General features: G+C 68.7%; 12 protein-coding genes. 8 read left to right on the top strand and 4 right to left on the bottom strand.

Annotated features, from left to right (window positions below; genetic code table 11):
* Nucleotides 1-7: 7 nt before the first annotated feature.
* From ACAM58_RS10470 to ACAM58_RS10485, 4 genes are read left to right on the top strand one after another with little or no spacing between them, the layout of a single operon-like run.
* The gene (locus ACAM58_RS10470; protein WP_038106472.1) at nucleotides 8-1,768 is read left to right on the top strand and encodes a type I secretion system permease/ATPase; all 1,761 of its coding nucleotides are present in this window, start codon (nucleotides 8-10) and stop codon (nucleotides 1,766-1,768) included.
* Nucleotides 1,765-3,489: a type I secretion system permease/ATPase gene (locus ACAM58_RS10475; RefSeq protein ID WP_018902842.1), complete on the top strand. Its 1,725-nt coding sequence runs from the start codon at nucleotides 1,765-1,767 to the stop codon at nucleotides 3,487-3,489. The genes ACAM58_RS10470 and ACAM58_RS10475 overlap by 4 nt, the downstream gene beginning before the upstream one ends.
* Before the next feature lie 45 nt (nucleotides 3,490-3,534).
* On the top strand, nucleotides 3,535-4,905 hold the full coding sequence (locus tag ACAM58_RS10480) for an HlyD family type I secretion periplasmic adaptor subunit (protein WP_018902841.1): 1,371 nt from the start codon (nucleotides 3,535-3,537) through the stop codon (nucleotides 4,903-4,905).
* A complete protein-coding gene (locus ACAM58_RS10485) occupies nucleotides 4,902-5,045 on the top strand; it encodes a hypothetical protein (protein WP_018902840.1) in 144 nt (47 codons plus the stop codon). The genes ACAM58_RS10480 and ACAM58_RS10485 overlap by 4 nt, the downstream gene beginning before the upstream one ends.
* On the opposite strand, the gene ACAM58_RS10490 is transcribed toward ACAM58_RS10485, so the two are convergent.
* Entirely contained in the window at nucleotides 5,017-5,511 is a 495-nt protein-coding gene (locus ACAM58_RS10490; RefSeq protein ID WP_196230422.1) for an Lrp/AsnC family transcriptional regulator, read from the bottom strand. The genes ACAM58_RS10485 and ACAM58_RS10490 overlap by 29 nt on opposite strands.
* Nucleotides 5,512-5,576: 65 nt before the next feature.
* Here ACAM58_RS10490 and ilvB point away from each other — a divergent pair, with 65 nt between their 5' ends.
* Nucleotides 5,577-7,367, top strand: coding sequence for a biosynthetic-type acetolactate synthase large subunit (ilvB, locus tag ACAM58_RS10495; protein WP_062361886.1), 1,791 nt, complete (start codon nucleotides 5,577-5,579; stop codon nucleotides 7,365-7,367).
* On the opposite strand, the gene ACAM58_RS10500 is transcribed toward ilvB, so the two are convergent.
* On the bottom strand, nucleotides 7,364-8,923 hold the full coding sequence (locus ACAM58_RS10500; protein ID WP_018902838.1) for a sodium:proton antiporter: 1,560 nt from the start codon (nucleotides 8,921-8,923) through the stop codon (nucleotides 7,364-7,366). The two genes, ilvB and ACAM58_RS10500, sit on opposite strands and share 4 nt — an antisense overlap.
* A gap of 317 nt (nucleotides 8,924-9,240) precedes the next feature.
* On the opposite strand from ACAM58_RS10500, the gene ACAM58_RS10505 reads away from it, so the two are divergent.
* Nucleotides 9,241-9,756, top strand: coding sequence for a DUF305 domain-containing protein (locus tag ACAM58_RS10505; protein ID WP_018902837.1), 516 nt, complete (start codon nucleotides 9,241-9,243; stop codon nucleotides 9,754-9,756).
* A gap of 25 nt (nucleotides 9,757-9,781) precedes the next feature.
* On the opposite strand, the gene senC is transcribed toward ACAM58_RS10505, so the two are convergent.
* Together senC and senB are read right to left on the bottom strand one after the other, a co-directional pair.
* On the bottom strand, nucleotides 9,782-10,855 hold the full coding sequence (senC, locus tag ACAM58_RS10510) for a selenophosphate synthetase SenC (RefSeq protein WP_012747182.1): 1,074 nt from the start codon (nucleotides 10,853-10,855) through the stop codon (nucleotides 9,782-9,784).
* On the bottom strand, nucleotides 10,852-11,847 hold the full coding sequence (gene senB / locus ACAM58_RS10515; RefSeq protein WP_080642484.1) for a selenosugar synthase SenB: 996 nt from the start codon (nucleotides 11,845-11,847) through the stop codon (nucleotides 10,852-10,854). Before senB ends, senC begins: the two co-directional genes overlap by 4 nt.
* Here senB and senA point away from each other — a divergent pair.
* Together senA and ACAM58_RS10525 are read left to right on the top strand one after the other, a co-directional pair.
* Nucleotides 11,835-13,085 carry a selenoneine synthase SenA gene (gene senA, locus ACAM58_RS10520; protein WP_062361878.1) on the top strand — a complete coding sequence of 417 codons (1,251 nt, stop codon included), beginning with the start codon at nucleotides 11,835-11,837 and terminating at the stop codon, nucleotides 13,083-13,085. The genes senB and senA overlap by 13 nt on opposite strands.
* Nucleotides 13,086-13,137: 52 nt before the next feature.
* Nucleotides 13,138-13,995, top strand: coding sequence for a putative selenate ABC transporter substrate-binding protein (locus ACAM58_RS10525; protein ID WP_012747185.1), 858 nt, complete (start codon nucleotides 13,138-13,140; stop codon nucleotides 13,993-13,995).
* Nucleotides 13,996-14,010 lie beyond the last annotated feature (15 nt).

Below are 14,010 nucleotides of genomic sequence, written 5' to 3' on the forward strand. Positions count from 1 at the left end.
AGGTGCCATGAAACCTCAGGAAAAGTCTGGCGAACTGCGCGGGGCGGTGACAGCGCTCAACGCCTGCTTCGTGCGGGCGGCCTGGTTCAGCGTGTGCTCGGGCCTTCTCCTGCTGGCGCCTAGCGCGTACATGCTCGAGGTGTACGGGCGGGTCGTGAACAGCCGCAGCACGCTCACGCTGGCCATGCTGACGCTGCTGGTCCTGGCCGCCTACGGCCTGATGGAAGTGCTCGACTGGGCGCGCGCCGAGGTGATGTACCGGGCTGGGCAGAAGCTCGATCAGAGGCTGCGCAATCGCGTCTTCGCCGCCATCTTCGAAGCCGGCCTCAAGCGCTTGCCGGGCGGCACCGTGCAGCCGCTCAACGACCTTCGCACCTTGCGCGAATTCCTGTATTCACCGCCGCTGCTGGCGCTGATGGAAGCGCCGGTGGCTCTGGTCTTCATGGGGCTGATGTTCGCCATCAGCCCCGTGCTGGGCTGGTCGGCCGTGGTGGGCTCGCTGCTGCAGGTGTTCGTCGGCTGGCTCAACGACCGGAACACGCGTCCGCCGCTGGTGGCGGCCAATCGATGCGCGATCGAGGCGCAGCAGTATGCGGATGCGGCGCTGCGAAATTCGCAGGTGATCGAGTCGATGGGCATGCTGCGGGACGTGCATCGCCGCTGGATGGGCAAGCGGCGCGATTTCCTGCAGCGCGAAGCCCTGGCCTCGGACAACGCCGGGGCCTGCCAGGCCGTCGGCAAGTTCATGCAGGTCGCCATGGGTTCCCTGTTGCTCGGCCTCGGGGCCTGGCTGCTGCTGAAGAACCAGCTCAACGGCGATGCCGGGATGATCATTGTCGGCTCGATCCTGGGCGGCCGGGCCCTGGCACCGCTGGTGCAGCTGGTGGCGCAATGGCGCATGGTGGTCCACGCGGGCGATGCATGGCTGCGCCTGGGCAGCCTGTTGAGCGCCATCGCGCCGCGGCCGCAGACGATGGCCCTGCCGCCGCCCAGAGGCGCGCTGCAGGTCGAAAGCCTTGTCGCGGGCGCTCCGGGCGGCGGCCCGGCCATCTTGAAGAACGTGGCTTTCAGCCTGCTGCCTGGCGAGGTGCTTGCAGTTGTCGGCCCCTCCGCCGCGGGGAAGACGACCCTGGCGCGCCTCATCGTGGGCCTTTGGCCGGCCGCGAGCGGCAAGGTGCGGCTGGACGGCGCGGACGTGTTCGCGTGGGACAAGGCCGAACTCGGCCCGCACATCGGCTATCTGCCCCAGGACGTGGAGTTGCTCGAAGGCACCTTGGCCGAGAACATTGCGCGCTTTGGAGAGGTGCGGCCTTCGAAGGTCAAGGAGGCTGCGCTGGCCGTCGACCTGCATGCCGGCATCACGAGCCTTCCGCTGGGCTATGACAGCCCGGTCGGGCGCGAAGGCACGGCACTGTCGGGCGGCCAGCGGCAGCGGGTTGCACTGGCGCGCGCTCTTTACGGCGAGCCCGCGCTGGTGGTGCTCGACGAACCGAACTCGAGCCTCGACGATGCCGGTGACGCCGCATTGACGGCCGCCATCCTGAAACTCAAGGCGCGCGGCACCACGTTCGTCGTCATGACGCACCGCACCAGCGTGCTGGCCGTGGCCGACAAGATGCTGGTGCTGAGCGACGGCGCGATGCAGGGGTTCGGCCCACGCGACGAAGTGCTGGCCGCGCTGCGGCGAGCCGGCGAGCAGGCGATGGAGCGCGTGCGCAAGGCGGCCAACGCCGCGAGCGTCGCGCCAGAAGCGGGCGCGCAGCCATGAACAAGCCTTCGTTCTTCAGCCGCAGCGAACTGGCACGCGCGCTCTGGGGGTTCCGCAGGGAGTTCCTGCTGGTCGGGTCGCTGAGCTTTCTGGCCAACCTGCTCATGCTCGCGCCGACCCTCTACATGCTGCAGGTATTCGACCGCGTGCTGTCCAGTCAAAGCGAGCTGACATTGCTCGCGGTGTCCTTGATCACGCTGCTCCTGTTCATGGCGCTGGCCTTGTCGGAATGGCTGCGATCGCGCCTGCTGGTCCGGGCCAGCCTGCGCTTCGACCGGCAACTGAGCACGCGGGTGTTCAACGGAAGCTTCCTGGCTTATCTGGCCCAGTCGGCGTCCAGCCAGTCCAGGCCGTTCGCAGACCTCAACCAGATCCGCCAGTTTCTCACCGGCTCCGGCGTCTTTGCGCTCTTCGATGCGCCCTGGACGCCGATCTACATTGCGGTGATCTCCTTTCTTCATCCCTGGCTCGGCATCCTGGCGCTGGGGTTCGCGCTGGTCCAGGCCGCACTGGCCTGGTTCGGACAGCGGCAGACCGTCGCGCCGTCGGAAGAGGTCCTGAAAGCCGCGGGAGAGACGGCGGGCGACTTGCAGGACAAGCTCCGGAACATCGAGGTGCTCGAATCGATGGGCATGGTCGCCAATCTGCAAAGGCGCTGGAATCGCCAGCATGCGGCCACCATGGACAAGGGTGCGCTCGCGCAGGGCCTCATCAACCGCGTTGCCGGCTGGAGCAAGTTCATACGCTACAGCCAGCAGTCGCTCGCATTGGGGGCCGGCGCGCTGCTGGTGATCGATGGCCAGTTGTCGCCAAGCGCCATGATTGCGGCGAACGTGCTGATGAGCCGTGCGCTCGTGCCGATCGACCAGTTGGTCGGCACATGGCGCGGCTTCTTCTCCTGCCGCAGCGCGTTCCAGCGTCTCGAAAGGCTGCTGGACGAATTTCCCGAACGCGGCCACCCCCCTTCCCGGGGCCGGCCGACCGGCACCATCAGCCTGGAGGCTGTCTCTGCAGGGGCCGCCGGCCGCGCGGCGCCGATCCTCCAGGGTATTTCTTTTGCGGTTCCCGCAGGAACCGTGGTTGCGGTGCTGGGCCCTTCGGGCTCGGGCAAGTCGACGCTCGCGAAGGTGGTGGTGGGCATCTGGAGCCCGTCTTCCGGCGCGGTGCTGCTCGACGGGGAGCCGATCGGCGGCTGGAACCGCCTGGAACTGGGGCCGCATATCGGCTATTTGCCGCAGGACGTGGAGTTGTTCGGCGGCACCATCGCCGAAAACATCGCGCGGCTCGGGGAGATCGACTCGCGCAAGGTCATCGAGGCCGCAAGCAGCGCGGGCATGCACGAGACGATCCTGCGTTTTCCCAAAGGCTACGACACCCCCATCGGCGATGCAGGCAGTCTGCTGTCTGGCGGGCAGAGGCAGCGCATCGGACTCGCGCGTGCGATCTATGGCGACCCGTCGCTCATCGTCCTGGATGAGCCGAATGCCAACCTCGACGACGCCGGGGAGGCCGCATTGGTGTGCGCCATACGGCAGTTGAAGGCCAAGGGAAAGACGGTGTTCCTGGTGACGCACCGCCAAGGCGCGGTTTCGATTGCCGACCGCCTCATGGTCTTGCGGGACGGCGTGCTGGCCGCGGACGGGCCGCGCGATGCCATGCTCGCATCCCTTCGTCGCCCGCAGCCGCCGGTGCGAACGGCGGTCCTGGTGCAGTCGGCTTGAGCCGGCGCTTTCCTCCTGTCATCGATTCATCTCCGGGAGCTTCAAATGGCCAGACCGAATCTGCGGGACGTCGCTTCCAACCCCCTGCCGGCCGAGGACAACGGTCTGTCGCAGGACGATGCCAACGGCCTCGGAAACGAGTTCGGCCGTGCAGGGCGCATCGGTGCGTGGGCGCTGGCTGCCGGATTCGGCGGCTTTCTGCTGTGGGCTGCCTTTGCTCCGCTGGACGAGGGCGTGCCGAGCCAGGGGCAGGTGGCCATCGACACCAAGCGCAAGGCTGTCCAGCACCAGATCGGCGGCATTCTCAAGGAGGTGCGGGTGGGCGAGGGCGACCAGGTCCAGGAAGGCCAGTTGCTGTTCAAGCTCGACGACGCCGCGGCCAGGGCGAGCTTCGAAACCGTGCGGCAGCGCTATCTGGGCTTTCGTGCCATACAGAGCCGGCTGCTGGCCGAACAGGCGGGCCAGGACACCATCGACTTTCATCCGGACCTGCAGGCGGCGGCCTCGGACCCGCTGATCCGCCAGCAGATGTTCAACCAGGAGCACCTGCTCAGGTCGCGCCGCGCCGCCTTGCGCGCCGACCTGCAATCGATCGAAGAGAACATCCAGGGCCAGCAGGAGCTGTCCCAAGCCTATTCAAGCATGTTGGGCAGCCGCCGGACCCAGCTGTCGCTCCTCGACGAAGAACTGGGCCAGATGCGCAAGATGGTCGGCGAAGGCTTTGCCCCGCGCAATCGCCAGCTGGAGATGGAGCGGCAAGTGGCGGAATCGAACACCTCCATCGCAGAACTCATCGGCAACATGGGCCGGGCGCGGCGATCGGTCGCGGAGCTTCGCCAGCGCGCCATCGTTCGGCAGCAGGAGTACCACAAGGAGGTGGAAACCCAGCAGGCCGAAGTCAGCCGCGAGGTGCTTGGAGATTTCGAGAAGTTCGTTGCCTTGCGCGATGAACTGGGCCGCACCGAAATCCGCTCGCCCGCTTCGGGCCAGGTGGTGGCGCTGGTGGCGCAGACCGTTGGCGGCGTGGTCGCGCCAGGGCAGAAACTGATGGACGTGGTTCCTGCCAACGAGCCCTTGCTGCTCGAGACCAGGGTGCCGCCCCACCTGATCGACCGCGTCCGCGCCGGCATACCGGTGGATGTGCGCTTCTCGAATTTTGCCCATTCTCCGCAGCTCGTGGTGCAGGGCAGGCTGGTCTCGGTCTCCGGCGACCTGCTGGTCGATTCGCAGACCAACGCGAGCTACTACCTTGCGCGGGTGGCCGTGACGCAAGAGGGCCTGAAGAAGCTCGGAAAGCGCTCGCTGCAGCCGGGCATGCCGGTCGAGGTGGTCTTCAAGACGGGAGAGCGCTCGCTGCTCGTCTACCTCTTGCATCCGCTCACCAAGCGCATCGCCGCCTCGATGACGGAAGAATGAAGGTGAAGCAAGACCTGCTGCCGCGGATACGGCTGCAGGCGCTTGCGGGCGGTCCCAAGGCCGATGCGATCGACGAGATCGACGGCTGGCTCGTGTGCCGGCCCAGCCCCCTCAGATCACCGGCACGCTGGTTTCCTTGAGCACGCGCAGCACGAAATGCGACTTGCTGTGGCGGATGCCCGGGATCTTGTAGAGCTTTTCGCGCAGCAGCCGTTCGTAGTCGCGCGTGTCGCGCACCGCAATGCGGATGTAGTAGTCGTAGTCGCCCGACACAAGATAGGCCTCCTGGATCTCCGGAATGGTCGCGAGCACGCGGCCGAAGTCGTAGAGCGTTTCGTCGGTGTGGCTTTCGAGCGTGACCTGCACGATCACGGAATCGTGGTAGCCGAGCTTGGCCGGATCCACGTCGATGGTGTAGCGCTTGATGACGCCATGGGCTTCGAGCTTCTTGATGCGCGTCCAGCAGCTGGTGGGCGACAGGCCGACCTCGTTGCCGATCTCCTGCAGGGTCTTGCGCGAATCGAGCAGCAGCACCCGCAGGATCGCCATGTCGATCTTGTCGAAAGATCCTTCTTCAATGGAGGCTGTTTTCCGAAGAGTTTTCATGAATTGGACCGAAAGAGCCAAAAGAAAGAAGCAAATTCTGCATCAGAAGCGGAAAAATAGACGGCATGCGACTGCTCGACCTTCCCCTCACGCCTTCCCCGTCCCTCCACCCCGAAGTCCCCGGCGCCGCCTTCCGCGTGCGCAACGGCGCCGAGGCCCTGCTCGACACGCTGGTCGAGTGCGGCGTCGACACCATCTTCGGCTACCCGGGCGGCGCCGCGCTGCCGCTGTACGACGCGCTGCATGGCGAGCCGCGGCTGCGCCACGTGCTGGTGCGCCATGAGCAGGCCGCGGTGCATGCGGCCGAGGGCTATGCGCGCAGCACGGGGCGCGTGGGCGTGGTGCTGGTCACCTCGGGGCCGGGCGTGGGCAACACCATCACGGGGCTGCTCGATGCCATGAGCGATTCAGTGCCGGTGCTCTGCATCAGCGGGCAGGTCGCGACCGCGGTGATCGGCACGCAGGCCTTCCAGGAGAGCGATGCGCTGGGCATGTCGCGCCCCGTCACCAAGTGGAACCAGCAGGTGCGCACGGCGGACGATGTGCCTTCGCTGGTGCGCCGCGCGCTGGAGATCGCCGCCTCGGGCCGGCCGGGGCCGGTGCTGCTCGACGTGCCGAAGGATGTCCAGCTCGCGCGCCTCGCGCATGGCACTGCGCCAAAGCCGCTGCGCGCGCTCCGCACGGGCAGGGCGGCGCTGCCGCCGAAGGCCATGCTGCAGCGCGCGGCCGACCTGCTCTCGACCGCGCGCCGGCCCGTGCTCTACGGCGGCGGCGGGCTGATCAACTCGGGGCTGGCCGCCTGCGAGGCCTTCGCGCAGCTGGTGCAGCGCCTGCATGCGCCGTGCACGCTCACGCTGATGGGGCTCGGCGCCTTCCCCGCGTCCGACCCCAAATTCATCGGCATGCTGGGCATGCACGGCATGCTCGAAGCCAACCTTGCGATGCACGAGGCCGACCTGGTGGTGTGCGTCGGTGCGCGCTTCGACGACCGCGTGACCGGCAAGCTCGACGAGTTCTGTCCGCATGGGCGCAAGATCCACATCGACATTGATCCGGGCAGCATCAACAAGGTGGTGAAGGTCGATGTGCCCATGGTGGGCGACTGCGCCGCGATCCTCGACGCCGTGCTTGCGCTGCTGCCGGCCGAAGGCCTTGCGCCCGAACGGCTCGCGCCTTGGTGGGAGCGCATCGAGCGCTGGCGTGCCGAGGCGTGCCTGCGCTTCGCGCAGCGTGGCGACGCCATCCTGCCGCAGCAGCTGATGTCGTCGCTGCAGCGCGCCATCGCGGGCCGCGACGCGATCGTCTCCACCGACGTGGGCCAGCACCAGATGTGGGCCGCGCAATACCTGCGCTTCGACCGCCCGCGCCGCTGGCTCACCTCGGGCGGCGCCGGCACCATGGGCTACGGGCTGCCCGCGGCCATCGGCGCGCAGATCGGCCACCCCGATGCGCTGACGGTCTGCGTGAGCGGCGACGCCTCGGTGCTCATGAACATCCAGGAGCTGTCGACGGCGGTGCAGCACCGCGCGCCTGTGAAGCTGGTGCTGTGCAACAACGGCTACATGGGCATGGTGCGGCAGTGGCAGGAGCTCAACCACGGCAACCGGCTGAGCCACAGCTGGAACGAGGCGCTGCCCGATTTCGTGGCGCTGGCCAAGGCCTTCGGCTGGGGCGCACGCCGCGTGTCGGACCCGGCCGAACTCGAAGCCGCGCTGGCCGAATGCCTGGCCAGCGAAGGCCCGTTCTTCCTCGACGTGCAGGTCGCCGCGCAGGAAAACTGCTTTCCGATGATGCCGGCCGGGCAGGGGCACCACCGCGTGATGCTGGCGAAGGACCGCTGGTACGAAGAAGCCTAGACGCTCTGCAGGCGCACGTCGGCGGCCGGGATCGCATTGAGCTCGGCCCAGTCCATCTCCTCCTCGAGCCGGTGGTAGGTGTCGTCCTCGATCCGGCCACTCGCGCGCAGGCCGTCGAGCGCCTGCCGCTGCGCGCGGATGGCCGTGGCGCGCAGGCGGTCGTGCGCCGTCTTCGCCTGCGGCTCGGCCGTGTCCGACGCCAGCACGCGCGCTGCGCGGTACTCGTCGCGCACGGCCTCGGCCTCGGTGCCGTTCTCGGCTTCGAGCGCAGACAGCGCCGCATCCATCATGGCGGTGCGCGCGAGCGAGATCTCTTCTTCGAGCGATGCATCGGGCGCGATCCTCAAGGCCCTGATCAGCGGCCCGATCGTGAAGCCCTGGATCACCAGCGTGCCGAGCACGACCGCGAACGCGCTCAGCACGATCAGGTCGCGTCCCGGAAAGTCGGGCGGCAGCGCGAAGGCCGTGGCCATGGTGACCAGCCCACGCATGCCCGACCATCCCACCAGCAGCCCGATGCGCTTCGACGGAATCGCGATGCGCCGGGGCTTGAAGCCCAGCCGGTGCTTGGCCGCGCGCATCACCGCACCGTAGAACAGCACCCAGCCCACACGCACGGCGATGACCAGCGCCAGCACGATGCCCGCGAATTGCAGCGCGTGCGCAAGCGCGGGCCCCGAAAGCCGGTCGACGATGCCGCGTGCCTGCAGGCCCATCAGGAAGAACGCGAGCACGTTGAGCGTGAACACCACCGCGCCCCACACCGCGTAGGAATGCACGCGGTCGCGCGGTGCGTTGCGGCCCGGCGCGTATTGGCCCAGCGTCATGCCGAACGCGACCACCGAGATGATCGGCGACAGGTGCAGCCGCTCGGCCACGATCCATGCGCCGAAGGTCATGACAAACTGGAAGATGATGGCCGAGCGCGTGCCGGCAAAGAGCGGTGCGCCCACGTGCAGGTTGAGCTTGGCAAACGCGATGCCGACCAGCGCGCCGCCCGGCACTGCAACCAGCAGCATCGGCAGCGAGCTGGTGATCGGCAGGTGCGCCGAGCCTGCGGCCGACACCGCCACGCCGAACACCAGCAGTGCGACGGCGTCATTGAGCAGGCTTTCGCCGTTGATGACCGACAGCGTGCGCCGCGGAATGCGGAACTGCTGCATCACCGCCGCGGCGGCCACCGCATCGGGCGGTGCGACGATGGCGCCGAGCGTGATGGCCGCGGCCAGCGGCAGGCCGGCGAATGCCCAGCCGGCCCATGCCACCGCAGCGGTGGTCAGCAGCACGGCCACCAGCACCAGCGAAACCAGCGGCAGCCAGTTGCGGCGCAGCTCGCGCGGCGCGGTGTCGAAGGCCGAGTCGAGCAGTGCAGGCGCGATGAAAAGCGCGAGCGCCAGGTGCGGATCGAGGCTGATGTGCGGCACCCAGGGCATCGCGCCCAGCGCCACGCCGGCCAGCGCCAGCATCGACGGGTAGGGCAGCGCAAGGCGCCGCGAAAGCTGCAGCAGCAGGCAGGCCGCGACCAGCATGAGCAGCACGTTTTCGAAGATGTCCACCGGGGCCCCTCAGTTCTTCATGTCGTTCCCAGAATACTAGGAGAGGCTCGGCCGTTTTTTGCGGGATGCCGTCGGTGCGCGCCGCTCAGGCGAAGATTTCTTCGGGAAGGGACTGTGCTTCGGGCGATGCGAGCGAGGCCAGCGGCCGCGGCGTGGCCTCCAGCAATGCCCGCGTTTAGCCATGGCGCGGCGCATCGAACACCGCGCCGCCGCTTGCAGCTTCCCACGAGGCGATGCGCTTTTTTCCTACGCGAGCACAGCTTTACAAAAAAGGAGCATCGGGTTTCGTTTGTTGCGCAGGGTACGGCAACGGGCCCATGCTCGTCTTTGCAGAGAGAGAGAACACGATGGAACCTCACGAACATGCCCCGCAGCACCAAGGCGGGCACCCCTACGGGATGTTTGCAGTGAACATGCTGCTCAGCCTCGCCGTCATGTACCTGGTCATGTTTTCGATGATCGACGGCTGGGGCGACTTCCGGAACAACCTCAACATGTTCTACATGGCGCTCACCATGGTCGCGCCGATGGGAATCATCATGCTCGCCACCATGCGAGGCATGTACCGCAGCAAGGCGCTCAATGCGGCGCTCCATGCGGGGCTCGCGATCCTGTTTGTCGCCGCCCTGGCCGGGACTCGGCAGCAGGGCCTGATCGGCGACAGGCAGTTCATCGCCTCGATGGTGCCGCACCACTCGGGCGCCATCCTCATGTGCCGCGAGGCCGAGCTCAAGGACCCGGAACTGGTCAGGCTGTGCGGGCAGATCTCGAGCTCGCAGCGCAAGGAGATCGATGAGATGAACGCAATCCAGAAGCGACTGGGTGCGAGGTAGCCCGAGCCGCGGTCCCGGCAGCCCGTCAGCGGATCACCAGCCGCGGCGCGCTCCCTTGCGCGCTGGCAGTGCCAATCACCGCGGCGTCGTCGAAGCCATGCCGGCGGAAGATGGCCAGCACCTCGTCGAGCGCCTCGGGCGCGCACGAAACCAGCAGTCCGCCGCTGGTCTGCGGGTCGGTGAGCAGGGCGCGCTCTTCCTCGGCAAAGTTCTGCGGCAGCGCCACATCGGAGCCGTAGCCGGCCCAGTTGCGGCCGGATGCGCCGGTGACGTGTCCCGACTGCACCAGGCCGCGCACGCCTTCCAGCACGGGCACCTGCTGCCAGTCGATCTCCAGCGACAGCTTTGCGCCGCGTGCCAGTTCCAGCGCATGGCCGGCCAAGCCGAAGCCCGTCACGTCGGTCAGCGCATGCACGCCGTCGAGCGCCGCGAGCTCGGGGCCGGGCGTGTTCAGCCGCGTCGTGGTGGCGATCATGCGTTGGTAGCCGGCCGCGTCGAGTGCCTCCTTCTTGAGCGCCGCCGACAGGATGCCCACGCCCAGCGGCTTGCCCAGCACCAGCAGGTCGCCGGCCTTGGCGCCGGCATTGCGCTTGACGCGCTTCGGGTGGACCAGGCCGAGCGCGACCAGCCCGTAGATGGCCTCGACCGAATCGATGGTGTGGCCGCCCGCGATCGGAATGCCCGCCGCCCGGCACACCGATTCGCCGCCTTCGAGGATGCGCCCGATGGTCGCCGTGCTGAGCACGTTGATCGGCATGCCGACCAGCGCGAGCGCCAGGATCGGCTTGCCGCCCATCGCATACACGTCGGAGATCGCGTTGGTGGCCGCGATGCGGCCGAAGTCGAACGGATCGTCGACGATCGGCATGAAGAAGTCGGTGGTGGCGATCAGCGCCTGCTCGTCGTTGAGCTGGTAGACGGCCGCGTCGTCGGCCGTCTCGATGCCGACCAGCAGCTCGGGCGGCATCGGCATGCGCGCCGTGCCCTTGAGGATTTCCGACAGCACGCCGGGCGCGATCTTGCAGCCGCAGCCGCCGCCGTGCGACAGCGAGGTGAGGCGGGGCTCGGCGGCGGGGGCTTGCGGGAGGGCAGCGTTCATGGTGGTGGTGGCTGGAGTTCGTTCAGGAGTTGGAACAGTGCGGCCTGCTCGGCCCTGGGGTCGAACAGCGGCGCGCGCAACGCGCATTGTGTGCGCAAGCTGTCGAGCAGACCGGCCGCGCGGTCTTTGGAGCCCTGGCCCGCGCGGCAGGCCTCGAGCAGCGCCGCCAGTGCGGCGGCATCCCCGTGCGGAAAGTAGCCCGCGTAGTCGTTGCCGAGCATGCCGACATTGCCCGGCACGCGCGACGCCAGCACCGGCGTGCCGCTGCGCACCGCTTCCATGATCACGTGGGCCCCGCCTTCCAGCGCGCTGGTGTGCACCAGCACGTGGGCGCGCTGGATGCGCTGGCGGGTCTGCGCATGGGGCAGGGCGCCGAGCCAGCGGTAGCCCGGGCAGTCGCTTGCCAATGCGCGCGCAAGCTCGCCCAGCCCGGCATCGCCCGCGTCGCCGATGTGGTCGATGCGGATGTCCTCGCGCCCGCACAGCAGGCGCGCCGCGTCGAACAGCGTCTGCGGCGACTTGACCTGCCGCAGGTGGCCGACCATCACCGCGCGCAGTTGGCGTGCGGACTTGGGCAGCTCGGCGCGCGCGGATGTCGACTGGTACACCACGCGCGCCTTGGCCCGGCACTCCGGCGGCAGGGCCTCGGCGCCCAGCGCCTGCAGCACGACCAGGCGCTGCGCCAGCTGCAGCGAGCGCTGCGCCTGCGGGTCGCTGCCGATGTCCTGGTACAGGTCGGTGCCGGTCAGCACCACGCCCAGGCCGCGGCCGGGGTGGGCGTGGGCCCAGTGCGCGATCGATTCCGCGGAGCGCCGCGCGTGCAGCGCCAGCATCACGGTGTCGGCCGATGCGTCTGCATCGGGCCATTGCTGCACCACGCGCGCGCTGCAGACGGGCGACAGCAGGGCCTTCCAGCGCTGGGCGGTGCGCCAGTTGCCATTGTTGGCGCCGGGCAAGGCCGGGCTTACGATGACAAGCGATGGATTCGACATTGCCTGTTTATAGCGTGGCCGGTGCGCCCGAGGCACTCGCGCTGCGCGCGGGGCCGCCGGCATCGGTGCGCGCGGCGCTGCTGGCTGCACGGCGGCGCACGCTCGACCTCGCGGACGATTTCCGGGCCGCGCTGGGGGATGCCTATCCCGGCATCGGCTACGCGCCCGAACTCAATCCGCCGCTCTGGGAGCTGGGCCACGTGGCCTGGTTCCAGGAATGGTGGATCGGCCGCAACCGGCAGCGCGCACGCGGCGTGGCCTGCGAGCCGGACCACGCGCGCGAGCCTTCGCTGCTGCCGCAGGCCGATGCCTGGTACGACTCCGGCCGCGTGGCGCACCGCACCCGCTGGGCGCTCCCGCTGCCCGATGCCGAGGCCACGCGCGACTACCTCGAACGCACGCTCGCGCAAACGCTGGCCCTGCTGGACGAGCTCCCGCCCGATGCGCACGACGATGCGCTCTACTTCTTCCGCCTGGTCGCCCTGCACGAGGCCATGCATGCGGAAGCGGCGGCCTACATGGCCGAGGGCCTGGGCATCGCGCTGCGCGAGGGCGGGGTTGCGCCGCAGCTTGCAGAGGATGCCGAACTGGAACTGCCGGCGCAGCGCTTGCGCATGGGTTCCGATGCAGGCACCGGCTTTGCGTTCGACAACGAGCTCCTGTCCCACGACGTGAGCATCGAGCCGCTGCGCATCGATGCGCAGGCCGTGAGCTGGGCGCGCTTCCTGCCGTTCGTGGAAGCCGGCGGCTACGAGCACCCGGCGTGGTGGTCCGACGCGGGCCGCGACTGGCTCGCGCGCCAGCTGCTGCGCCACCCTGCCCATCTGCGTGCGGCGGGCACCGGCTGGCAGCAGCGGCGCGGCGGCCGCTGGCTGCCGCTCGACCCGCAGGGCGCAGCGGTCCACCTGAACGCGCACGAAGCCGAGGCCTGGTGCCGCTGGGCCGGGCGGCGGCTGCCGACCGAAGCCGAATGGGAGTGCGCGGCGCTCACGCTGCCGGGCTTCGCCTGGGGCCGGGTCTGGGAATGGACCTCGAGCCCGTTCGAGCCTTACCCAGGCTTCGCGCCCCATCCCTACCGCGACTACTCGGCGCCGTGGTTCGGCACCCGGCGGGTGCTGCGCGGCGCCTGCCACGCCACGTCGGCGGCGCTCGCGCATGCGCGCTACCGCAACTTCTTCGAGCCGCACCGCCGCGACATCTTCGCCGGCTTCCGCAGCTGCCGGGCCCCCGGCGGGTGATTGGGGTCTTGCGGTCTAATCCCCGCCTTGTTCTTCGCTTTTCGGGAGTCTCATGAAATTCGCTGTCTTGCCGCGCTTCGTGCTGGCGCTGGCCCTGCTGGCCGGTGCCATCGCCGCGCAGGCCCAACAAACCTTCCGCATCACCGCGATCCCCGACGAATCGCCGACCGAGCTCGCGCGCAAGTCGGCGCCGCTGGCCGCCTACCTGGAGCGCAAGCTGGGCGTGAAGGTCGAATTCACGCCGGTCACCGACTACGCCGCCGCCGTCGAGGCCCTGGCCAACAAGCAGGTCGACCTGGCCTGGCTCGGCGGCTTCACCTTCGTGCAGGCCAGCCATCGTTCGGGCGGCAAGGTGGTGCCGCTGGTGCAGCGCGAGGAAGACGAGAAATTCCGCTCGGTGTTCATCACGACGAATCCGGACATCCGCTCGCTCGCCGACCTCAAGGGCCGCAACCTGAGCTTCGGCTCGCAGTCCAGCACCTCGGGCCACCTGATGCCGCGCAGCTTCCTGCTGGCGGCCGGCATCGACCCCGACCGCGACCTCAAGCGCGTGGCCTATTCCGGCGCGCACGATGCCACGGTGGCCGCGGTCGCATCCGGCAAGGTGGACGCGGGGGCGCTCAACATCTCGGTGTGGGACAAGCTCGTGGCCGACAAGAAGGTCGATCCGGCGAAGGTGCGGGTGTTCTACACCACGCCCGCCTACTACGACTACAACTGGACCGTGCATGCCGACATGCCGGCCGCCCGGCGCGAGCAGCTGGTGCGCGCGTTCATCGAGCTGAGCCCGGCCACGCCTGAGGGCAAGGACATCCTCGCGCTGCAGCGTGCCACGCGCTTCGTGCCGACGCGCGCCGAGAACTACAAGGGCATCGAGGCCGCGGCGCGCAACGCCGGGCTGCTGAACTGACCGGCGCAATGCAGG

Origin of the sequence: Variovorax sp. V116 (genome assembly GCF_041154435.1) — a bacterium.
Classification (GTDB): Bacteria; Pseudomonadota; Gammaproteobacteria; order Burkholderiales; family Burkholderiaceae_C; genus Variovorax; species Variovorax paradoxus.

Coding starts and splice junctions, on each gene's coding strand:
- ACAM58_RS10485 (WP_018902840.1), top strand. CDS start 4,902: ATGAAGGTGAAGCAAGACCTGCTGCCGCGGATACGGCTGCAGGCGCTT.
- ACAM58_RS10505 (WP_018902837.1), top strand. CDS start 9,241: ATGCTCGTCTTTGCAGAGAGAGAGAACACGATGGAACCTCACGAACAT.
- ACAM58_RS10480 (WP_018902841.1), top strand. CDS start 3,535: ATGGCCAGACCGAATCTGCGGGACGTCGCTTCCAACCCCCTGCCGGCC.
- ACAM58_RS10475 (WP_018902842.1), top strand. CDS start 1,765: ATGAACAAGCCTTCGTTCTTCAGCCGCAGCGAACTGGCACGCGCGCTC.
- ACAM58_RS10525 (WP_012747185.1), top strand. CDS start 13,138: ATGAAATTCGCTGTCTTGCCGCGCTTCGTGCTGGCGCTGGCCCTGCTG.
- senC (WP_012747182.1), bottom strand. CDS start 10,855: ATGAACGCTGCCCTCCCGCAAGCCCCCGCCGCCGAGCCCCGCCTCACC.
- senA (WP_062361878.1), top strand. CDS start 11,835: ATGGATTCGACATTGCCTGTTTATAGCGTGGCCGGTGCGCCCGAGGCA.
- senB (WP_080642484.1), bottom strand. CDS start 11,847: ATGTCGAATCCATCGCTTGTCATCGTAAGCCCGGCCTTGCCCGGCGCC.
- ACAM58_RS10490 (WP_196230422.1), bottom strand. CDS start 5,511: ATGAAAACTCTTCGGAAAACAGCCTCCATTGAAGAAGGATCTTTCGAC.
- ilvB (WP_062361886.1), top strand. CDS start 5,577: ATGCGACTGCTCGACCTTCCCCTCACGCCTTCCCCGTCCCTCCACCCC.
- ACAM58_RS10470 (WP_038106472.1), top strand. CDS start 8: ATGAAACCTCAGGAAAAGTCTGGCGAACTGCGCGGGGCGGTGACAGCG.